The sequence below is a fragment of the Bradyrhizobium erythrophlei genome (assembly GCF_900129425.1).
GTDB classification, from domain to species: domain Bacteria; phylum Pseudomonadota; class Alphaproteobacteria; order Rhizobiales; family Xanthobacteraceae; genus Bradyrhizobium; species Bradyrhizobium erythrophlei_C.
Genome location: NZ_LT670817.1, coordinates 135999 through 158336 on the forward strand (window position 1 = coordinate 135999; position 22338 = coordinate 158336).

Genomic DNA, 22338 nt, shown 5'->3' on the forward strand with positions numbered 1-22338 from the left:
GTATTGATTACTACCAGCCACTCGACGCAAGTTGGCCCGGAGAAATCCGGCCATCGCCGCGCGGCCCGGAATCACGAAAGGCAAACGAATGGGCAGTCCATTCCAAGCCTCAAGAACCAGGAGTACGGAACGACATGATCACACTGTATCATTGCCACGCCGCGCGCTCGTTCCGGCCGCTGTGGATGCTGGAAGAACTCGGGCTGCCCTACGACCTGAAAATGCTGCCGTTCCCGCCGCGGGTATTCGCCAAGGAATATCTCGCGCTCAATCCGCTCGGCACCATCCCCTTGATGATCGACGGCGAAACAAAAATGACGGAGTCCTCCGGCATCTGCCACTATCTCGGCACCCGTTATGGGCCGACGCCTTTGATCGTCGGTGCCGGCGAGCCGGCCTTCGGCGCATTCCTGAACTGGATGTATTTCAGCGATGCGACGCTGACCTTTCCGCAGACGCTGGTGCTGCGCTACACGCAGCTCGAGCCGGAAGAGCGGCGCAATCCGCAGGTCGCGACCGACTACGCCAAATGGTTTCTCGGCCGGCTGCGCGCCGTCGAGGCCGCCACCGCCGGGGCGGAGACACTGTGCGCCGGACGGTTCACGGCGGCCGACATCGTCGTCGGCTACGCCTTGCGGCTTGCCGAAAACATCGGGCTGGCAAAAGATTTCGGGCCCAACGTCGCGGCCTACTGGCAGCGCCTGCAGGCGCGCGACGGTTTTCGCCGCGCGGTGGCTGCCGAAAATCTCGCCGGCGAACAGCAAAACGTCGCGCGGCGCACCTGATGCTGTCGCGGCTTAAAGCGTTTTCCGGTTTTCTTGAATCATTGTCGCTTCTCTCGCGGCCTCATGGTTCGAGACGCGCGAAGACGCGCTCCTCACCATGAGGGTCTGGCACCTCATCCTGAGGAGCATCGCCAACGGGTCGCGCGAATGCGCGCCCCGTTGGTAATGCGTCTCGAAGGATGAAGCCACTGACCTAGAACCAGTGCTAGCTTTCCTTCCCGGTCCCATCATTGAGGAAACACGCCACCTGATGCTGCCCTCCGATGTCAACCAGTTCAGGTCTTTCCACCCTGCATCGATCCATGACATGCCGGCAGCGGGTGTGGAAGGCGCAGCCCGATGGCGGATTGATCGGGCTCGGCACGTCGCCATCGATCAGCGGCGTCAGGCGTCTTGCCGTGGGATCCGCGACGGGAACGGAGGCCAGCAAGGCCTGCGTATAGGGATGGCGGGGGTTGGCGAACAGCTCGCGCTTCCCGGCGATTTCGACGATGCGCCCGAGATACATCACTGCGACGCGGTGACTGATATGGGCCACCACGGCGAGATCATGCGCGATGAACAGATAGGAGAAGCCGTGGCTTCGCTGCAGGTCGATCAACAGATTGATCACCTGGGCCTGGATCGAGACGTCGAGCGCCGATACCGGCTCGTCGCAGACGATCAGATCGGGCCGGAGCGACAGCGCGCGCGCGATGCAGATGCGCTGGCGCTGGCCGCCGGAGAACTGGTGCGGATAATTGTGCATCTGATCCGGCCGCAAGCCCACCTGCTCGAACAGTTCGGCGACCCGCTCGCGCCTTTCGTTGCCCGTGGCGAGGCGATGGACGCTGAGCGGCTCGCCGACGATGTCGCCGGCTGTCATGCGCGGATTGAGCGAAGCGAACGGGTCCTGGAAGATGATCTGCATCGAACGCCTGTTCGGACGCAACGCGGCCTTGCCGAGATGGGTGATGTCCAGGCCATTGAGCCGGATGCTGCCGGCGGTGGGCTCGACCAGGCGCAGGATGCTGCGCGCGACCGTCGATTTGCCGCAGCCGGACTCACCGACAAGCCCGAGCGTCTCCCCGACGCCGACCGTAAAACTGACGCCGTCCACGGCATGCACGGCGCCGACATTGCGGCGAAGGATGCCGCTTCGCACCGGATAGTGTTTTATGAGGTCCGAGACTTCGAGCAACGGGGGGGCGTCGGTCATGGCACGCCTTCGGTTTCCGCCGCGCGCCAGCACGCCGCCAGATGATCGGTGCCGAAGGTCTGCAGTGGCGGGTATTCCTCGTGGCAGCGGGCGATCGCAAGCCCGCAGCGCGGCGCGAACGCGCACCCCTTCGGCAGCCGCGTCAAGGAGGGCACCATGCCGGGAATTTCGACCAGCCGCGCATCGGCTTTCGCGCCGGCCGACGGCACCGCCGGGATCGAGGCCATCAGGCCGCGCGTATACGGGTGTCTCGGATGAGCGAACAGGGTTTCGACATCGGCCTCTTCGACTTTTTTGCCGGCATACATCACGATGACCCGCCGCGCCGTCTGCGCCACCACGCCGAGGTCGTGCGTGATCAGGATCAATCCCATGCCGAGTTCTTTTTGCAGCTCGAGCACCAGCGCCAGGATCTGGGCCTGGATCGTGACATCGAGCGCGGTGGTCGGCTCGTCCGCGATCAACAGCGCCGGCCGGCAGGCCAGCGCCATCGCGATCATCGCGCGCTGGCGCATGCCGCCCGAGAGCTGGTGCGGATATTCGAGCGCGCGCCGCTCGGGCTCGGGAATCCTGACCAGTCGCAGCATCTCGACCGCGATCGCCGATGCCTGCTTCCGGCTCATTGGTCGATGCAGGCGGACCGCCTCGGTGATCTGGTCGCCGATCCGCATCACCGGATTGAGCGAGGTCATCGGCTCCTGGAAGATCATGGAAATGCGGTTGCCCCTGATCTGGCGCATGCTGTCTTCGTCGAGACCGAGCAGATCGGTCCCTTCGAGCATGATGGAGCCGCCGACAATCCGGCCCGGCGGATCGGGCACCAGCCGCATGACGGAAAGCGCGGTCACGCTCTTGCCGCAGCCGGATTCGCCGACGATCGCAAGCGTCTCGCCGCGGCGGACGCTGAACGAGATGTCGTCGACCGCCTTGAACAGTCCGGAGTTGGTGAAAAACACCGTCTGCAGGCCCTTCACGTCGAGAACCGTCGCCTCTGTCTGCACTTCGCTCATCAGCCGCGCTGCCTCGGGTCGAGGATATCGCGCAGCGCGTCGCCGAGCAGGTTGGTTCCGAACACCGCAAGACTGATGGCCACGCCTGGAAAAATCACCAGCCATGGCGCGGTACGGACGTATTCCGCCGCCGACTCCGACAGCATGCGCCCCCATGACGGATACGGCTCGGGAATGCCAAGGCCGAGAAACGACAGCGAGGCTTCGGTGAGGATTGCGGAGCCGAGTTGCGCGGTCGCCAGCACGATCAAGGGCGCCAGCGTGTTGGGCAGAACGTGACGCAGCGCAATCCGTGTCTCGCTCATGCCGATGGATTTGGCGGCCTCGACGAACGGCAACTCGCGCAGCGCCAAAGTGTTGGCGCGTATCACGCGGGCGACGGTGGGAATAAGCGGGATGGCGATCGCGATGATCACATTCGGCAGCGACGGTCCCAAGGCGGCGGTCATTACCAGTGCGAGCACCAGCAGCGGCAAGGCCTGCAAGATATCGGTAATCCGCTGGAAGACCAGATCGACCCAGCCGGACAGATAGCCCGATGCGAGTCCGATCGTCACGCCGAATGCCGAACCCAGCGCGGTCGAGCCGATGCCGACGGCCAGCGATATGCGGGCACCGTGGATGATCCGGCTCCAGACGTCGCGGCCGAAGGAGTCCGTTCCCATCCAGTGCTGGGCGCTGGGAGCGGCGAGCGCATGCGCGGAATCAATGTCCAGGGGATTAAAGCGGCAGATGACATCGGCAAGCCCCGCGGCCAGCACGAACATCACCATGATGATCAGGCCGGCGGTGCCCAGCACGTGGCGTTGCGCAAGGAAGGCAAGCTTGCGCCAGCCATGCGTGGAATGGGCGCCGGCGCGTCGGAGTTCGGCATCGTAGTTGATCGCGTCCAATGGGTCCTCTCGTTCCGGCTAGTCCGCGTATCTGATCCGTGGGTCGACCACCGCATAGAGCATGTCGACCGTGAAGTTTGCGACCACGACCACCACGGCGATCAGCATCACCAGGTTCTGGACGATCGGATAGTCGCGCCACCGGATCGCCTCGACCAGAAAGCGGGCGACGCCGGGGATGTTGAAAACGGTTTCGGTGACGATCAGCCCGCCGACCAGGAAAGCCGCCTCGATGCCGATCACGGTGATGACAGGCAGAATGGCGTTCTTCAGTGCATGGTGATAGTTGACCGCCGCCTCCGACGCGCCCTTGGCGCGGGCGGTGCGGATGTAATCCTGCCGCAGTACCTCGAGCATCGAGGAGCGGGTGATCCGCATCACCAGCGCGGCGCTGCGAAAGCCGACGGCCAGGGCCGGGATGCAATAGATGGCGAATGCCTCGGTCCACGTTTTCGGGTTCGGATTGAAGATCGGCATGGTGCCGAACAGCGAGACCGAGGCCATCAGGATCAACAGGCCGAGCCAGAACGACGGCAGCGACAGGCCGCTCAGGCTTACGACGCGCAGGAAATAGTCGAGCCGCGTGCCTTGTTTCACCGCGCTGATGACGCCGAGGGGAACGCCGATCGACACGGAGAACAACAGGGCCAGCCCAGCCAGCCGCGCCGTAATCGGAATCCGCGGCAGGATTTCGTCGAGCGCAGGCTTTTCGGAGACATAGGAATAGCCGAGGTCGCCGCGCGCGAGCCCGCCGATCCAGTGCAGATATTGCACGACCATCGGCTGGTCGAGCCCGAGCTCCTGCTCCAGATGCACCTTGTCGGCCGGATCGACATAGCCCGCGGCGGCAAACAGGATGTCGACGATATTGCCCGGCACGATGTGCAGCAGCACAAAAATGATGACCGAGATCCCGAACAGGGTCACGAGCATCAGGACGAGGCGCCGCACGATATAGGCAAACACCTGGCTGCTCCCTTGACTGGCGCGAGGTCTTACATCCGCTTGTGGCGGTTGACGTTACTTATCCAGCCACACGTCCTCGTAGCGATAGCCATTGTAAGAGCTGTTCACCATGATGGTGACACCCTTGACGTAGGGTTGCCAGCACGTGCCCTGGCGGCCGTGGAAGATGATCGGCCGGGCGACGTCTTCCTGAAGCTGCTTGTCGATTTCCCAAACCAGCTTCTTGCGCTTGCCGATGTCGGTCTCCTGGGATTCCCGGTCGAACAGCTTTTCGATGCCGGGGTTGCAGTAGTTGGTGTAATTGCGTTCCGAGTGGCAGGAATAATTCTCGTAGAACGACTGGTCCGGGTCGTCGACCGCGTTGCCGGTGAGGTTGAGACCGAGCGTATAGTCCTTGCGTGCGATTTTCGGGAACCAGTTGGCGGTTTCGACCACTTCAAGTTCGCCGTCGATATAGATGCTCTTGAGCTGATCGATCAGGATAACGGCGGGGTCGCGGTAATCCGCAATATTGCGCGTCGAGACCTTGACGGCGAGATGCTTGTCGGGCCCGTAGCCCGCCTTCTGCATCAGCTTGCGTGCTTGCTCCCGATTGGCTTCCACGTCGGGGCCGTAGCCCGGTATCGTCTCCAGCATGTCTTTCGGCATGCCCCACAATCCCTCCGGCGCGGGCAGCATGGTTCCGCCGATGTCTCCCTGGCCTTCAAACAGGATCGAAACAAACGCCTTTCGATCGAGCGCCAGCGCCATCGCGCGGCGAATATCCAGGCTGTCGAACGGAGGCGCGGACGAGTTGACGATGATGTTGGTGCTCACATTGGTCGACGCGACGACACATACCGCGTTCGGCGCCTGCGTCTTGATGTCCTTGAGAAGCGGGATCGATATCCCGGTCGGAAACGTCATGTCGAATTTTCCGGCGACGAACGCCAGAATGGCTGTCGAACGGTTCGGGATGATGGTGAACTCGATGCCGTCGAGATGCGGCAGGCCCTTCTTCCAGTAGTCCGGATTGCGGGTGAGCTTGATCGATTCGTTGGCCTTGAACTCGACGAACTTGAACGGGCCGGTGCCGATCGGGTGCGTGCGCATTTCCGCCGGCGAAACATGGCAGGGATAGATCGGCGTGTATCCGGAGGCGAGCAGCGCCAACAGCGCCGGCTGCGGCCGCTTCAGGTTGAACGCGACCTCGAAGTCGCCCGATGTGGTGACATCGTTGACCTCGTCGTACCAGGACTTGCGCGGATTCTGCCGAAACTTCTGCTGCGATTTGCCCATCAGCATGTCGAAGGTGCATTTGACGTCGGCAGATGTGAACGGCTTACCGTCGTGCCACTTCACGCCCTGCCGCAATTTGAAAGTCAAAACCTTGTTGTCGCCGCTCCAGCCCCAGCTCTCCGCCAGATCCGGAACGATGGTGTCCGGGCTGTTTTGCGCGACGTCCTGCTTGTAGATGACGAGATTGTTGAACACCGGCATGAACGGAATATTGACCGAATAGGTCGCGCCCTCGTGGATCGAGGCGCTGCCGGGACTGTCACGATGGTAGACCCGCAGGATGCCGCCCTGCTTCTCGGCCGCATGCGCAAAATCGGATACCGCCAGCAAAGACAATACGGCGGCGGCAAGCGCTTGCACGCTCCGCATGTTCCCCTCCCTCGATGGTTCGGCCTCATTCGGGCCAATTATCTCAAACGATACCATGACGGGGCGGGGGCGCAACCAGCAAGGGCCGGTGTCAATATTGGTACTTCGGACTAATGCCAAACTCTCTCAAAAATCGCCGCAGGAAGACCCAAGTCCACCAGGAACAAGCACTTCATTGTCATTTATTCTTATGTGTTTGCGGCATATCCGTCGCGCCCGGAGAATACGTGGGTTCAAAAGGCTGGGGCCTCGCCCGATCCAGCCAAAACAGCGTAGAAGCATCGCATGATTCCGTGGTTGCAGATCGATTCGGCACGCGTGCCCGGCGCAGACGTTGAGCTTCGCCTGATGCGAAGGGGCGCCGATTTCTCCATGATGCTCGGCCAGAACGAGCTGATGAACAGCCGCCTCAGCGGATCGGAGGAGGCGCTTGCCACGCTCGCCTGCAGACGAATCGAAGCGGTCAAGCGTCCGCATTTATTGATCGGCGGATTGGGCATGGGATTCACCCTCCGCGCCGCCCTCGCGGTGCTGGGACCCGAGGCGCGGATCACGGTGGCCGAGCTTGTGCCCGCCGTGATCGCCTGGGCGCGAGGTCCGCTTGCCGGCATCTTCGGCGACAGCCTCGACGATCCGCGCGCGAACATTTTGAGCGCCGACGTCGTCGAGGTGATCCAATCTCGTCCCGCGGCGTTCGATGCGATCCTTCTCGATGTCGACAATGGTCCCGAAGGCCTGATCCGCGAGGCCAACAATGCGCTCTACAGCCTGAAGGGATTGAAGGCGATCCGCACCGCGCTGCGGCCGCGCGGCGTGCTCGCGGTCTGGTCGTCGGGGCCGAATCCCGCGTTTACCAGGCGGCTTCGCGACGCCGGCTTCGATGCGAACGAGGTCGGCGTGCGCGCCACGACCAAGCGCAGCGGGGCGCACCATGTCATCTGGTTTGCGACAAAGCCGGAGGGCGCGCGTTAGCTGACGAATCGAGTCGCGGACGATCATTTCGGAAACGTTGGACTTCCGTAGGGGTAGTACTGCTTCAGGTCGACATTCTGATAGGGGAGGTGGTCCAGACGAATCGTTCCAAGAAATGGCTCCGTCGGCTCGACCAGCAGGATCGTCCTGGCCTCACACGATCCGCGAGGTCTTGTCGTCCCAGTAACGGTCGCGCAGCAGTCGCTTGTAGAGTTTGCCGGTCGGCAGCCGCGGCAGTTCGGCCTCGAAGTCGATCGAGCGCGGCACTTTCTGGCGCGACAGCGATTGGCTGCAGAACAGGATCAGTTCCTCGGCGAGATCCGGACACGGCAGGATTCCTGGCATCGGTTGCACCACCGCTTTCACTTCCTCGCCGAGATCGCCATTGGGAACGCCGAACACGGCAGCGTCGGCGATCTTGGGATGGGTGATCAGCAAATTCTCGCATTCCTGCGGATAGATGTTCACGCCGCCCGAGATGATCATGAAAGTGGCCCGGTCGGTCAGATGGAGATAGCCGTCGCCGTCGACATAACCGACGTCGCCGACCGTGCTCATGCTACCGTCCGGCGAGCGCGCCTCTTTGGTCTTGTTCGGATCGTTAAAATATTCAAACGGCGTTGCGGTCTTGAACCAGACCGTGCCGGGCACTCCGGCCGGACAGGGCCGCATATTTTCGTCGAGAATGTGAAGGTCGCCGAGCATGACCTTGCCGACGGTCCCTCGATGCGCACTCCATTCGGCGCTGTTGCAGGCGGTAAAGCCGAGACCCTCGGTGGCGCCGTAATATTCGTGGATGATCGGCCCCCACCATTCGATCATGTCTTCCTTCACCGCCGCCGGGCAGGGCGCCGCGGCATGGATCGCGATCTCCAGGGATGACAGGTCGTGGCGTTTTCGCGCCGCTTCCGGCAGCTTCAGCATGCGCGAGAACATGGTCGGCACCAGCTGGCTGTGGGTAACGCCCCATTTCTCGATCAGTTCGAGATAGCGCTCCGGATCGAAGCTTTCCATGATGATGGCGGTGCCACCCATCCGGATCGTGAGATTGACCGCGGCCTGCGGCGCCGAATGGTACAGCGGCGCCGGCGACAGATAGATCATGCCTTCGCGGTACTGCCAGAGTTTTTGCAGAAAATCGAACAGCGGCAGCTGCTGGGCCGGCGGTTGTTCCGGCAGCGCGCGCAGAATCCCCTTCGGCCGGCCGGTGGTGCCCGACGAATAAAGCATCGCGGTGCCGATGCATTCGTCGGCGATGGGCGTGCCGGGCAGGCCGCTCGTTGCTTCTTGCAGGCCGACGATGCGCTCGCTTTCGTTTCGACCATCGGCCACGATGCAGAGTTCGACCTTCGGGCAATCCCTGAGCGCCTCACGCGCGATGTCGAGCCTTGCCATGGACGTGATCAGGAGGCGGGATTCGCTGTTGCCGATGATGTAGGCAAGTTCGCTCGCGGTCAGATACGAATTCACGCAAGTGAAGTACAGCCCGGACCGTTCGCCGGCGCCGCAGGCTTCGAGGTAGCGGCTGTTGTTCTCCATGAAGATGGCATAATGGTCGAGCCGCTTCAGGCCGCGATTGCGGAACAGATGCGCGAGGCGATTGCTGCGTGCCTCCAGCTCCCGGTAGGTCACCGCCTCGCCGGTACCAGCCATGATGAAGGCGGGCTGCAGCGGACGCAGACGCGCATGCTTGCCGGTGTACATCGTGCCTCCTCCCGCGGACCGCGTGGCTTGTTGACAGCCTTGAGCGACAGGTTAGCGGAGGAAATGGCGGACGTCATGCCCTCATGATCACGGCTTTACCGTAAAGCTCGTCATGGCCGGGCTTGTCCCGGGCATCATCCAACCCGGAAAATGACGGGTCACGTCCCGAGCAGCCCGGCGATCTCGTTGATCGAAACCCGCCGCTGCGAAAATACAGCTTCCTGGGCCTCGCGCTCCCAATCCCCGGCGCTCGGCTGAAGCGGATCTTGCGCGCCGAGGCGATGTTCGAGCACGAACCTCGCATACAGGGCCCGGCGCGCATCGAGCCCCGGCCGAGCTGCCTCGGATGTCATCAGGATGGCGCTCGTGATGTGATAGAGGCAGCTTGCCGCTTGCCGCGCGTTCTCTTCAAGCAGCGGTTCGGCGGCGACGCGCTCGGCGAAAGCCAGCGTCTGATCCAGCGTCGAGCGCAACCGATCCCGGAAAGCGGCTGGGATGAGCGTAGCTTCATCAAGCAGTTTCGCAAGGGCGGCAGCGAGGGTGCGATGTGCGCGGCTCTTGCCGACCGCGCGGGTGACGATATCAAGCGCGTTGATGTTGCTGGTGCCTTCCCAGAGCACGCCGATATGGGCGTCGCGGATCAACCGCGCATGCACCCACTCCTCGATGTAGCCATTGCCGCCGCGCACTTCCATGGCGCCGGTCGCCACCGGAATGTTGTCGCGGCAGGCGCGGAATTTCAGCAGCGGGGTGAGAATTCGAAGGATACTTTCCGCTTCCTTCGACCCGGCATTGGCGCGATCCATCGCGCTGGCGGCGAACAGGAACATCGAGAGCGCCTGTTCGGTCGGCACCATGATCTTCAGAAGCTGACGGCGGAGCAGCGGAAATTCGAAAATGGTCTTGCCGAAGGCCTCGCGCGTCCGGGCGCAGACCAGGGCCTCGTTGACGCAGCGCCGCATCATCGCGGCGGCGCGGACGCCGTGGGAAAGCCGCGACAGGTTGACCTGTTCCATCATCTGCTTGAGGCCGCGCCCGGCATCGCCGACGAGATAGGCCACCGCGCCCTCCAGCAGGATCTCGCCGCTCGCCATCGAGCGGGTGCCCAGCTTGTCCTTGAGGCGAACGATGCGGTAGGCGTTGCGGCAGCCGTCCTTCAGCCGGCGCGGCAGCGCAAACAGGGCAAGCCCTGCGGTGCCGGAAGCCGCGCCTTCCGGGCGCGCCAGCAGCAGCGCGACGTCAGCGTCGGCGTGCGAGCAAAACCATTTGTCGCCGTAGAGCCGCCACACCCCGTCCGCGTAGCGCGCTGTGGTTTCGATGGCGCCGACGTCGGAGCCGCCGGAGCGCTCCGTCATGAACTGCGTGCCCTTCCACAGCGTTGCCATGTCATCCGACAGCATCTTCGGCAGCAGATATTCCCTGAGTTCGGCGCTGGCGAATTTTCTGATGAGATGGATCGAGGTGTCGGTGACGCTGATCGGACACATCAGTCCGAATTCGGCCTGCACGAACAGATATTGCAGCGCATATTTGGCGACCGCCGGCAGTGGACGATCCATGCCCAGCGCGCCGGCGCGATGGCTCATGGCGTGAAACTGGAAATCGCCGAACGCGATTTTCTCCATTTCGCGGTAGGACGAATGATAGTCGATCCAGTCCTCGTCGCGGCCGAAGCGATCCCGTGCGTTCAAGACCGGCGGGTGCTTGTCGGCGGCCCGGGCCAGCTCATCGAGCCGCCCGCCCGCCAATGCGCCGAGGCGATCGAAATGAGGCTCCAGCCGCCGAAAGTCGTTCGGCTCCAGATAGTGCCGGAGCAGGTCGCGCAGGCCGCGATCCCCGGCGTAAAAGTTTTGCCCCGCACAATCCGGCGCCAGGTGATCCGGACCGGTTTCGTGGAGCGGCTTCTGAGTGTGAGGCGCATGCATGTCCGACCTCGTTTCCGGAGGCAGCAGAAATCGTCGGGCCTTCAGCTTCCCGGATCGACAGTCGCAACAATGCCTGTCCGACGCCGCCCGGTCGAGCGCGAATTGTTCGCCCGGGCAGCCGCCCTGCGGCGGCACTTCGCTAACCTGCCGCTGATGTGCTAGTAGGATTGCTCAACCCCAGGGAGATGGAAATGGACTCGAGGGCGGACCTCGCCGCATTGAAGGTCGGTGACTTTTCATCGCATCTCGATACGCTCTTCGACATGCAGGCCCCCGGCGGCAGGATCGCGCTGAAGCTTGTAAAAGCCGAATCGGCCGGCCAGAGCATGCGCGCGGGCGGCGCATTCTCGCTGCTGTTCGTGGCGCCTGCGGGGCCGTGGCTGCCGCAGGCCATTTATCCGGTCGAGCACCCGGCGCTCGGCATCATCGAGATGTTCCTGGTCCCGATCGGTCCGATGCAGGGCGGCAACGGCTATCAGGCCGTGTTCGCGTGATCTCCGGTGCGCGGTGAGGCTGGGGCGGCGGTCCATCGCATCAGGTCATAGACGCCCTTGTCCTCTTCGGTCTTGAAACCGAGCCGACGATAAAGCCGCATCGCCGGGTTGAACTTCTCGACGTGGATCGATACCGCTTTGCCGGCGATGGCCGCCTCGTCCAGGAGGTCGCGCAGCAGTGCGGCGCCGAGCCCGTGGCCGCGATGCGCCGGCAGGAACGCGATATCGATAATACGATGCTGGCTCGGCCAGCGTTCGAGATAGAGGCGTCCGATATCTTCGCCGCCGCGCATCGTCACCAGCCAGTCGGCATCCGGGTAATATTGCTGGTAGTGCGCGTGCTGCGCCTGGAACTGCTGCTCCAGGAAGGCTGCCTTTTGTTCGTCCGGCCAGTCCAGGGCGGCGAGCTCCTCGGCGCGGGTCGAGGCGTAAACCCGCGCGAGAAACGCAAGATCGGCGTTCGCGATCCGGCGAAACGTCAGCCCCGCATCCGTGGCGCGCGTCCAGCCGAACGACGTCGCTTCAGGTGCCGGTGCCGCCGACAATGGCCGGTCCATTGCCCTGGAGCTTACGAGCGCGGCGGGAAAACGCCTTGCATCGCGATGCAGAAATTCAGCGTGAGATAGGGCATCAAGTTGTTGTGCGGCTGGCCGCCGCCGGCGGGCGCCACGATGATGCCCGATAGATTGACCAGCGGCGGGGCCGGAGACGCCGCGATATAGGGAAGTCCGGCCGATGCCCGCGCGAAGGTGTTGCCGACCGGACTCGTCCTGTTGGCGAGCGGTGCAAGCGCCATCAGATTGTGCGAGTGCGACGGGATCTCGGATTCCAGCAGTTGGACCGTGTCCTCACCGCCGGTCTCGCCGAGATCATGCAGCGAAAGCCCGGGCCCCTGACCGGGATGCATCGGCACGCTGCCCTGGATGTTCGGCAGAGCGAAGGTGCTCTTGCCGTCGCCGCCATAGGTGGTGCCGAGCAGCGAGAACAGCGCGGTGTTTTGCGAGATCGGCAGCAATTGCCCGTTGCAGACCGCCCAACCCTTGGGCGCGAAGTTGAACGGGAATATGCGAATCTCCGCGACGAACGGATCCATGGCTTGCTCCTAGCTCTGGCTCGGGAAAATGCCGAACAGCGAGATGATGAAGTCGACGCACAGATACGGCTGGAAGTTGTCGTGCGGCTGACTGCCGCCGGTCATTCCGATCGCGCCTGCGGCCATGGCGGCTGAGGGAGATTGACTCTCATACATACTGATCGTTGTCGATTGGGCGGGAAAATTGCCGCCCGGATTGGGGCTATTGCCCGTGCTGCCCGTACACAAAAACGAATGGGTGTGGCCCGGAATTTGCGGCACCGAGAGTACCACTGTCTCGACGCCGCCGTTCTGCGCCAAAGTGAAGCCGTTACCCTGATGGATCGGAACACGGCCGCGCAGATCCGGCAGTCCGAACGTGCTTTGGCCATCGCCGCCATAGGTGGTGCCGATCAGGTTGAACAAGGTTTCGTTGTCGGAGATCGGCAGGAGCTGCCCCTCACAAAACAGCCAGCCGGCCGGAGCGAAGTTGCCGGCGAACATGCGGATTTCCCCTACGAAAGGCTGTGACACGGAGATGCTCCCTTAGTTCTGCGACGGGAAGATGCCCTGCAGGGCGATGCAGAAGTTGATGGTCAGAAACGGCTGCATGTTGGGATGCGCCTGGCTGCCGCCCACCATGGCCAAGGTGCCCGCGTGCATGGCGGACGTAGTCGACGTCGGGGCGATGTAGGGATTGGCGGGTGCGGCTTTGGCCAGAAATCCAGAAACCGGGATGGCGACTCCGCCATCGCTCGACGAGCCGCTGGCGCTGTGGATGTGCGTTGGGATTTCCGAAATCGAGAGCTGGTGATTCTGTTCGCCCCCGACTTCACTGAGGACGTGGCCGTTGCCCGTGTGCATCGGCGTGCGTCCCTGCAGGTTGGGCAGGCCGAAGTTCACCCGACCGTCGCCACCGTAGTTGGTAAGCAAGAGAGAGAACAGTGCCTGGTTCTGGTTGATTGGCAAAAGCTGCCCGTTGCAGAGCGCCCAGCCGCTCGGCGCGAAGCCAAACGACATCATCCTGATTTCCGAGAGAAACGGTTCAGCCACACCAGCCCCCTGTGCACGCTATCTTACATTGCCAGTATGTCACATCACACCAGCAAGTCGACATGAATCTGCGCAAGGTGGATGGCCGCGTGGCTGTCGACCAGCACGTTCACGGCGTCGCCTGCATGCGCCCCGTCAATTTGCGCGACGTTCACCCAGTGCGCGGTGCCGGCGGGCTGCGGGGCGGGGCCGCCACGCGTAGCGGCCGTGTCGGGGGTTGTATTGAGCTGCAGCGTCGCGAAAGTCCCGCTTGGATCTTCCACCGCGCGCACCAGCGACGAGTCGCTCACACTCGACGCATGGAACGCCGAGGTCAGCGCGGTGAAATCGAAAGTGTCGCCTTGCGCGGCGCTGTAGTCGGCGACGTGGGTGATGGGCTGAGCCGCGGGCGCGGTCGGCGTGCCGAGCTGGATGTTCGGGCCGAAGACGAAATTGTCGGCGCCGGCACCGCCGAACAGGATATTGCCGCCGTGACCGGCATCGATGGTGTCGTTGCCGGCGGTGCCGACGACGATCGGCGCGTGCGCCGCTTGCGCCGACACCGGCAGCGCCGCTTCAGCGGCCTGCGCCAGACTGACGCTGGTCTGCTGCGTAGTGGCATTGGCCTGCGCGACGTCGGCAGCGTCGGGCAACCGACGCTCGCCGTCGACGAGGCCGATATACATCAGATCGTTGGCATCGGCTGTCGCCATGGTGTCGGGGAGCCCGAGCACATGCCCCAATTCGTGGGTCACGGTGGTCAGCAGGTCCATATGGCCGGCCGCGGCGCTTGACGGATCGGTCAACAGGTCGGTGCCGGCGGCATTCTGGGCGTGGGTGAATTCCGAATTGTCCGACGGAGTGGGATCGACGTACCAGCCATATCCGGCCGCGTCGGTATCGATGGTGATGTGGGTAGGCGTGGTCTCCTCGCCGATGACATTACCCGGCAAATCGGCGACGCTGAAGGTGACGGCGTGCAACGCCGCGAGCTGGCTTGCCGAAGCGCCGGCCGAGGCCCATTCGGCGATCGCGGCCGCAACAACAGAATCAAGTTCGTTCTGGGTCAGATTGGTTTCGCCCGGCGTCGGCGAAGAGGCCTGCACGCCTCCCCCCTCAGCGAGCAAGGGAGGCGTGGTGATCGGGCCGGGAATGACGGAGATGCCGCTTGCCGACGTGCTGCCTGTGTTGGTGGCTGCAAGCTGAGCCGCTGCGCTGCCGGCAGTGCCGACCAGTTGGCCGATACCATCGGCGTTGGTACCGGTGAACTGGAAATATTGAATCTGCCCCGACAGGAAATCACCGTCGACCGTTGAAGAAGGCACGGTGTTGCCATGGATATCCGCCTGCAATATCGGCGCAGTGGCGTCCGACCCGGACTGGTTGTCGGCTCCGACGAAGATCGCCGCCGAGGGGAAGCCGCTCGTGGAAGTGCCGGGCGTTACCGTATTATTCGTGATGGTTACATCGCTTGTGACGTGGCCCGGCGGCGTCGACCCACCGGCAGGATCATAGCCACGGGATTCGACATCGATTCCACGGTGGTCGGCGTCATATCCCTGGATCACGTTGCTGTCGATCAACAGCGTCGCTTGGGTTTCCCCCTGGATCAAAGCGCTAATTCCACCGCCTTCCGTCGATGCGGAATGCGCCGTCGACGTGCCGATGTGGTTGCCCTGGACCGTTCCGACGATCGTGCCGCCGGTCGAATTCGATGACGAGAAAACGTTGACGGCCTGCAGGATGGCGCCGGTCATCGGTGTGGCGACGGTGCCGTTGTTGGTGAACTTGAACGCCAGGTTCGCCGACCCGTCCTGGTCGAAATCGGCCTGGACGCCATTGTTGGTGAAGGTGTTGTTGGAGACCGTGAAGGTGCCGACGGTCGAGGTGTCGTGCGCCTGCACGGTGAGGCCGTGGGCCGGGTTGTTGTTCGCGATCGTGTTGCCGGTGAATGTGGCGGAGGTCAGCACCGAGTTCCCCGCCCCTTCGAACAGGAACGAGTTGGCGCCATACGTGGTGCCGAGATTATTGAAGGTGTCGCCCGTGACCGTGAGCGAGGAGATCGTGCCCGAGATATCGCGGATATGGACGTTGTTGAGCCCGCTTCCGCTGATCGAGCTGTTGGTGATCGACACCGCGCCGGTCACGCCGACGGTATTGCCGGAATCATCGCCGAGCAGCAGGCCTTCAGCCGTTGCCGAAGTCGTTCCGTTATTCAGGACGTTGGCATGTTTGAGGGTGAAATTGGTGACGCTGTCGCCATGGATGCCGTCGGCGGCTCCGCTATTGATGTCCATGTAGCCGAGGCTGACGTTCGACGTGGAATTCAGGCTCACGCCGGCGCCGCTCGATCCCAGAATTTGGCCACCCGAGTGATTGCTGCTGCTGCCGCCGTCGCCAGTGACGGTCAGGCCGCCGCTGAAGCCGGTGGTGTTGAGGACGATGCCGTTGACGGCGCCATTGGACGAGATGTCGTGGAAGGTGAGGCCGCTCGATCCGATGGTCGTGTTGGTAACGTCGAGCGCGGTGCCGGTGGTCGAGGCGATGCTGTTGCTGGTTCCGGTGACGGTCAGGGTGCCGCCGTGGGTAAAATTAAGGCCGGCGCCGCTCGCCGTCTTCACCACGATATCGGACATCGTGACGGTGCCGACATTGTTGCCGTCGTCGCTGATGCCGACGCCGCTGCCCGCCGTGGTGTCGATGCTGACGCCCTCGATGGTGTGGCCGGTGGTGCCGAGCAGGTCGATGCCGCTGTCGGAGCCGCCGCTCACCTTGATGACCGGCGCGGTGCCGGAAGCGGTGTTGGCGGTGACCACCGCGTTGGTCACGGGATTGGTGAACTGCAGGTTCTCATCGCCGCCGACCAGGTTGACGCCATTGGCGAGATTGATGCCGTTGGCCTCGGTATAGGTCCCGGTGCCGTGCTCCAGCACGACGTAGTCACCCGAGCCGGCCGGGTTTGCACTGTTGAAGGCGGCAATCGAGGTAAAGGGATTGGCCTCGGTGCCAACGTTGGTGCTGCCGACCGCGGCGCTGTTGATATAGAACACCTGCGGCACCACGCCGATGTGCACGGTGGAGGTCGCGCTCAGCGGGCCGCCGGTTCCGGTGTTGCCCTGGTCGTTGGTCACGACGGTCAGGCTGTCGGTTCCGGTGAATCCGTCGGTCGAGTGGTAGGTGACGTTGTTGGCGAGCGTGGCGTTGATCTGCGCGATGGTGCCGGAAATCGTCAGCGTCGAACTGGCGTTGGCGCCGGCGCTGATGGTCGCGCCGCCCGCCAATGTGACGGCGACGGTGCCGTGCGCCACCGAAAGCGTTGTCGTTTCAACGCCCGACTCCCCATCGACGTCGGCGATCGAAAAGCCCGAAATCACCGTGTCGGTGTTGGAGAAGGCGGTTGGTACGGCGGTGTTGGCGGGAACGGTGTTGACCGGGGCGTCATCGACCGCCTGTACCGTGACCGTCGCGGTGGCGTTGCCGAGGTTGTTGCTCGATTCACCGTCGTTGACCTGGAAGGCGAAGGAGCGCGCCGTGGTGCTGGGATCGTCACTGGTGTTCTGGAACTGGACCGATTCCAGCGCGGTCTGGTAGTCCGCGACGCTCTCGCTGCCGGTGAACGTCACGGTCGAACCGGCGATCGTAAATCCGATGCCGCTGGCCAGCGTTCCGCTGGTCGCCGCACCTTCTCCCGCGATCGACAAGACGTCGGCGGTCTGGGCATCGCCGAGCGTCACCGTCGCGCCGGTCATGTTGGCGTCATCGACATCCGACAGCGTCAGTTGCGGCGCCACGGCCAGCGGAACGCCGTTCTCGACAAAGGCGGCGGTGATGCCGGTGGTCTGCACGCCGGCGGTGGAGAGCAGATCGATCACCGGCGCGTCGTTGACGCCGTTCACCGTTACGTGGAGATTGGCGGTGGACGTATCGCCGGCCTGGTCGCCATGCAGCGTGTAGGGCACGTCGAAGGTCGTGGTCTGGCCATTTTGCATGTGCTGGAAATTGGCATCCAGCGTTACCACGACCTGGTTCGAGGCATTGACGCTGACGGTGACATCCGACGCGGTCAGGCCTTCGCCCGCGGGTGCCACGAAGTTGGTCAGCGCGGCCGTCGTCACATTGTTGGGCGCGCCATGATCGGGATCGAGCGTGTCGTTGCCGAGCACCGTGAAAGTTCCGACCTGGTCCTCGGTGATGGATCCGGTGTCGTCCACTGCCACCGGCACGTCGTTGACGCCGTTGACGGTGACGACGAGGTTCACGCTCGAGGTCTCGCCGACATCGCCGGTCAGCGTGTACGGTACGGTGATGGTGGCGTGCTCGCCGAGCGCCAGCTGCTGGAAATCCGCGTTGGTCAGGGTGAGCTGGATCTGGTTGCTGACGATCGCGGCCTGGGCGTCGGTATTGGCGAAGGTCTCGCCGGCCGGGCCGGTGACGGTGACGCCGCCGGGTCCGACCGCGATGGTGTTCAACGCGGTCGAGTCGGGATCGAGGGTACCGTTCGCGAGGACGTTGAACAGCGTCGGGGCGTCGTTCGCGGTCATGGTGCCGGTATCGGCCACTGCCTGCGGCAGGTCGTCGGCGCCGTGGATGGTGACGGTCAGCGTCGCGGTGTCCTGCAGCCCGCCGGTGTCCTGGATGGTGTAGTTGAACACATCCTGGATCGTATTGGCGGCGGTATGCAGTCCCTGCACCTGCGGATCGGTCTGATTGACCAAATAGGTATAGGAGCCGTCGGTGTTGAGCGTCAGGGTGCCGTGGGCGCCGGCCAGCGGCGAGCCGACCGTGCCGGTCGCCGTCGAGCCGCCTTCCGGACCGGTGTGGACCGCGACCACGATGAGCGCGCTGCTCGGATCCTGGGCGTCGGTGTCCTGGACGTCGCCGGCAGCCCCGGTGCCGAGAATGACGTTGCCGCTCGGATTGAAGCCGGGGATGGAGTTGTTGAGGCCGCCGGCCTCGGTGGCGGAAACCGAATCGTCGTTGGCGACCGGCGGCGTGTTCGGGACCACGAGGATACTGAAATCGCTCGAATTGAATTCCCCGCTCGGGTCCGATGCGTGCACCGTGATGCTGTAATTGTTGTCGGGATGCGAGGGATCGTCGACCAGGATCGGCGTGACGCCCGAAGCGGTGACGACGCCAGTCGAAGAATTGATCGCGAAGCGGCCGCCTGCGTCATCGGCCAGCGAATAGGTGACGGTGCCGCCGCCCGGGTCGGTTGAATGCGCCGTAACCCCGGTGCTCGATCCGGCCGGCGCTCCGGTGGAAACCTGGTCGATGTGCGCGCTGTCGCTGTCGGTCGGCGCGCTCGGCGGAAGGTCGTTGACACTGAGGGTGATGGTCTCGGTGGAGGATTGTCCGGACGGATCGCTGGCGGTGATGTTGAAACTGTAGGAATTCTTGGTCTCGAAGTCCGGCACGCCGTTGATGGAAACCGCGTGGGTGGTCGGATCGAGCGTGAACGCCGCCGCATCGGTGCCTGAAAGCGCGTAGGTCACAGTGCCACCGCCGGGATCGGCCGCTGCCGCCGTATACACAACGGTATTTGCCGCCACGCCTTCGTTGACCGAAGCGGTGGTGGGCGATGAAATCACCGGCGGCAGATCGTTGACATTGATGGTGACGGCTTCGGTATTGAAGGCGCCTGAGGGGTCGCTCGCCTTGACGTTGAAGTGGTAGGAACTCTGGGTCTCGAAATCGGGCACGCCGTTGATGGTGACGATGCCGGTGGTCGGGTCGATGGTGAATGCGCTGGCGTCGGTGCCGGTCAGCGCATAGGTCACGGTGCCACCGGCGGGATCGGCCGCTGCGGCCGTATACACCTGGGTATGGGCCCCGACGCCCTCATTGACCGAAGCGGAGTTCGCCGACGAGATCACCGGCGGCAGATCGTTGACATTGATGGTAACGGCTTCGGTGTTGAAGGCGCCGGAGGGGTCGCTGGCCTTGACGTTGAAGTGGTAGGAACTCTGGGTCTCGAAATCGGGCACGCCGTTGATGGTGACGATGCCGGTAGTCGGGTCGATGGTGAATGCGCTGGCGTCGGTGCCGGTCAGCGCATAGGTCACGGTGCCACCGGCGGGATCGGCCGCTATGGCCGTATACACCTGGGTATGGGCCCCGACGCCCTCATTGACCGAAGCGGAGTTCGCCGACGAGATCACCGGCGGCAGATCGTTGACACTGAGGGTGACGGCTTCGGTGTTGAAGGCGCCGGAAGCGTCGCTGGCCTTGACGCTGAAGCCGTATGAACTCTTGGTCTCGAAATCGGGCACGCCGTTGATGGTGACGATGCCGGTGGTCGGGTCGATGGTGAACGCGCTGGCGTCGGTACCGGTCAGCGCGTAGGTCACGGCGCCGCCGCCGGGATCGGCCGCCGCCGCCGTATACACCAGGGTATGGGCCGCGACGCCCTCATTCGCCGAAGCCGTGGCCGGCGACGAGATCACCGGCGGCAGGTCGTTGACGGTGAGCGTGACGGTTTCGGTGGTGGAAGCCCCGGAGGGATCGCTGGCGGTGATCTTGAAACTGTAGGAATTCTTGGTTTCGAAGTCCGGCACGCCGTTGATGGTGACCGCATGGGTAGTCGGATCGAGCGTGAACGCCGCGGCATCGGTGCCACTCAGCGCATAGGTCACGATGCCGCCGCCGGGATCGGCCGCTGCGGCGGTATACACGACGGTATTTGCCGCGACGCCCTCATTGACCGAAGCCGTGGTGGGCGATGAAATCGCGGGCGGGAGGTCGTTGATAGTGACCGTCAACGCCTGGGTGGTGAAGGCCCCCGAGGAATCGCTCGCCTTGACGTTGAAGTGGTAGGAACTCTGGGTCTCGAAATCTGGCACGCCGTTGATGGTGACGATGCCGCTCGGGCCGATGCTGAACGCGCCGGCGTCGGCGCCGGTGAGCGAATAGGTAACGGCGCCACCGCCTGGATCGGTCGCTATCGCGGCGTAGACAAGGGTACCCGCCGGCACGCCTTCATCTAGTGTGAAGGGGGTGCCCGCCGCGATGGTCGGCGGCAGGTCGTTCACGCTGAGCGTGACCGCCTCGGTGTTGAAGGCGCCCGAGGCATCGCTGGCCTTGACGTTGAAGCTGTACGAACTCTTGGTCTCGAAATCCGGCACGGCATTGATGCTGACGATGCCGGTGGTCGGATCGATCGTGAACGCGCTGGCGTCGGTGCCGGTTAGTGCGTAGGTCACGGTGCCGCCGCCCGGATCGGCCGCTGCCGCCGTATAGACGTGTGTATTGGCGGCGACGCCTTCGTTAACGGAAGCCGAGGCCGGCGACGAGATCACCGGCGGCAGGTCGTTGACGGAGAGCGTGACGGTTTCGCTGGTGGAAGCCCCGGAGGGATCGCTGGCCGTGATAAGAAAACTGTACGACGACTTGGTCTCGAAGTCCGGCACGGCATTGATGCTGACGGCGCCGGTCGAATCGATAGTGAAGGCGCTGGCGTCGGTGCCGGACAGTGCATAGGTAATGGTGCCGGTGCTGGTGGGATGGCCGTCGGGCCCGGGGGGGCCGGGGGGCGGGTCAAGTGCCACCGCCGTGTAGACAACCGTGTTCGCCGCCACCCCCTCATTGAACGAAGCCGTGGCCGGCGACGAGATCACTGGCGGCAAATCGGTGACCGTGATGGTAAACTGTTGTGAGTGAGTGCTCGGGAGGGTGCCGTCGCTCGCCTGCACGGTGATGTCGTAGTGGCCACCGGAGCTCTCGAAGTCGACCTTGGTGGAATCGGCGACCGACACTACGCCGGTTACCGCGTTGATCTGGAATGCGCCATTCGCGCTGTCGAGCAGCGAATAGGTGACCGTCCCCCCGTTGATATCGGTGGACGAAGCGGTAATGCCGACCAGCGTATTGACCGCGGCACCTTCGACCACGGTATTGGCAGCACCGTTGCTGTCGGTGGGCGTCGACGGTGGGACGTCGTTCACATGGACCGAGAACGTCTGCGACGTGACGAGAACGCCGTCGGTCGCCTGCACCGTGACGCTGTAGGCGTGGCCGGGACTGCTCTCGTAGTCGATCTTGGTCGGATCGGCGACCGTGACGATGCCGGTTGCGCTGTCGATCTTGAAGCCGCCGCCGGAGCTATCTCCGGTCAGCGAATAGGTCACCGGCAGGCCGCCGTTATTGGTCGCCGAAACCTTGAGGTGGACGGACGTGTTCGCGGCGACGCCTTCGTCCACGTTGGGGGCGCCCGCATCTGAATCGATCGGCGTCGATAGCGAGGCGGCGACCGGCGGATAGGGCGTCGACGCCGGCAAACCGAGATAGAGTAACTTGACACCGTAGGTTGCCGCGAAGTCCGCCGCCGGTCCCTCGAGAATGATGTTGCCGTTGGCGTCGAAATTGAGCGCGGGTCGCGTGATGCCGCCGAATGTATATGCTGGCGCGGTGCTGGACACGTTATTGCCTCCGGTCGCGCAACGTCGCAGCGCGCGTGTTCGTCAGATCTGTTGATGGATGGTTCAAGCGGAGTATTCGGCGAGGTTTGGTTCCGGCAATGGAACTAGTGTTTTTGAGTACGACCTCGCGGACAATTCACCAGCGACTATGAACTCGCTCGTCATCACGCAGTGCCTCCAACTCAACTCCTGGGCGACCCTCGCCGGATCAATGAATGTTCAA

Annotated in this window: 15 protein-coding genes; 3 read left to right on the forward strand and 12 right to left on the reverse strand. The window is 63.6% G+C overall.

Translation table 11 applies throughout. The features are described 5' to 3' along the window. Positions 1 to 134: 134 nt before the first annotated feature. Positions 135 to 785 (forward strand): glutathione S-transferase family protein, encoded by a 651-nt coding sequence (locus B5527_RS00605; RefSeq protein WP_079599568.1) that lies wholly within the window; start codon positions 135 to 137, stop codon positions 783 to 785. A gap of 205 nt (positions 786 to 990) precedes the next feature. Here the strand turns inward: B5527_RS00605 and B5527_RS00610 are convergent, their stop codons facing one another. Genes B5527_RS00610 through B5527_RS00630 form a run of 5 tightly spaced genes read right to left on the reverse strand, consistent with a single transcriptional unit; the run spans position 991 to position 6499 of the window. Then, entirely contained in the window at positions 991 to 1983 is a 993-nt protein-coding gene (locus tag B5527_RS00610) for an ABC transporter ATP-binding protein (RefSeq protein ID WP_079606954.1), read from the reverse strand. Next, a complete protein-coding gene (locus tag B5527_RS00615; RefSeq protein ID WP_079599569.1) occupies positions 1980 to 2993 on the reverse strand; it encodes an ABC transporter ATP-binding protein in 1014 nt (337 codons plus the stop codon). The genes B5527_RS00610 and B5527_RS00615 overlap by 4 nt, the downstream gene beginning before the upstream one ends. Next, a complete protein-coding gene (locus B5527_RS00620; RefSeq protein ID WP_079599570.1) occupies positions 2993 to 3886 on the reverse strand; it encodes an ABC transporter permease in 894 nt (297 codons plus the stop codon). The genes B5527_RS00615 and B5527_RS00620 overlap by 1 nt, the downstream gene beginning before the upstream one ends. An 18-nt stretch (positions 3887 to 3904) precedes the next feature. Beyond that, positions 3905 to 4852 (reverse strand): ABC transporter permease, encoded by a 948-nt coding sequence (locus B5527_RS00625; protein WP_079599571.1) that lies wholly within the window; start codon positions 4850 to 4852, stop codon positions 3905 to 3907. A 54-nt stretch (positions 4853 to 4906) separates the two neighbouring features. After that, on the reverse strand, positions 4907 to 6499 hold the full coding sequence (locus B5527_RS00630) for an ABC transporter substrate-binding protein (RefSeq protein WP_079599572.1): 1593 nt from the start codon (positions 6497 to 6499) through the stop codon (positions 4907 to 4909). A 285-nt stretch (positions 6500 to 6784) separates the two neighbouring features. Between B5527_RS00630 and B5527_RS00635 the strand changes: the two genes are divergently transcribed. Continuing rightward, positions 6785 to 7471 (forward strand): spermidine synthase, encoded by a 687-nt coding sequence (locus B5527_RS00635; RefSeq protein WP_079599573.1) that lies wholly within the window; start codon positions 6785 to 6787, stop codon positions 7469 to 7471. A 153-nt stretch (positions 7472 to 7624) separates the two neighbouring features. On the opposite strand, the gene B5527_RS00640 is transcribed toward B5527_RS00635, so the two are convergent. Continuing rightward, positions 7625 to 9175 carry an AMP-binding protein gene (locus B5527_RS00640; RefSeq protein WP_079599574.1) on the reverse strand — a complete coding sequence of 517 codons (1551 nt, stop codon included), beginning with the start codon at positions 9173 to 9175 and terminating at the stop codon, positions 7625 to 7627. Between the two features lie 158 nt (positions 9176 to 9333). Next, positions 9334 to 11100 carry an acyl-CoA dehydrogenase family protein gene (locus tag B5527_RS00645; protein WP_079599575.1) on the reverse strand — a complete coding sequence of 589 codons (1767 nt, stop codon included), beginning with the start codon at positions 11098 to 11100 and terminating at the stop codon, positions 9334 to 9336. A gap of 191 nt (positions 11101 to 11291) precedes the next feature. Between B5527_RS00645 and B5527_RS00650 the strand changes: the two genes are divergently transcribed. Continuing rightward, a complete protein-coding gene (locus tag B5527_RS00650; protein ID WP_245332459.1) occupies positions 11292 to 11594 on the forward strand; it encodes a DUF6916 family protein in 303 nt (100 codons plus the stop codon). On the opposite strand, the gene B5527_RS00655 is transcribed toward B5527_RS00650, so the two are convergent. From B5527_RS00655 to B5527_RS00675, 5 genes are read right to left on the reverse strand one after another with little or no spacing between them, the layout of a single operon-like run. After that, positions 11576 to 12151 (reverse strand): GNAT family N-acetyltransferase, encoded by a 576-nt coding sequence (locus B5527_RS00655; RefSeq protein ID WP_079599577.1) that lies wholly within the window; start codon positions 12149 to 12151, stop codon positions 11576 to 11578. The two genes, B5527_RS00650 and B5527_RS00655, sit on opposite strands and share 19 nt — an antisense overlap. Positions 12152 to 12162: 11 nt before the next feature. After that, the gene (locus B5527_RS00660) at positions 12163 to 12687 is read right to left on the reverse strand and encodes a phage tail protein (RefSeq protein ID WP_079599578.1); all 525 of its coding nucleotides are present in this window, start codon (positions 12685 to 12687) and stop codon (positions 12163 to 12165) included. A 9-nt stretch (positions 12688 to 12696) separates the two neighbouring features. After that, positions 12697 to 13200 carry a phage tail protein gene (locus B5527_RS00665; protein WP_079599579.1) on the reverse strand — a complete coding sequence of 168 codons (504 nt, stop codon included), beginning with the start codon at positions 13198 to 13200 and terminating at the stop codon, positions 12697 to 12699. A gap of 12 nt (positions 13201 to 13212) precedes the next feature. Then, complete coding sequence (locus B5527_RS00670) at positions 13213 to 13719, reverse strand: phage tail protein (protein ID WP_079599580.1); 507 nt, start codon at positions 13717 to 13719, stop codon at positions 13213 to 13215. Between the two features lie 44 nt (positions 13720 to 13763). Beyond that, complete coding sequence (locus B5527_RS00675; protein ID WP_079599581.1) at positions 13764 to 22115, reverse strand: cadherin domain-containing protein; 8352 nt, start codon at positions 22113 to 22115, stop codon at positions 13764 to 13766. Positions 22116 to 22338 lie beyond the last annotated feature (223 nt).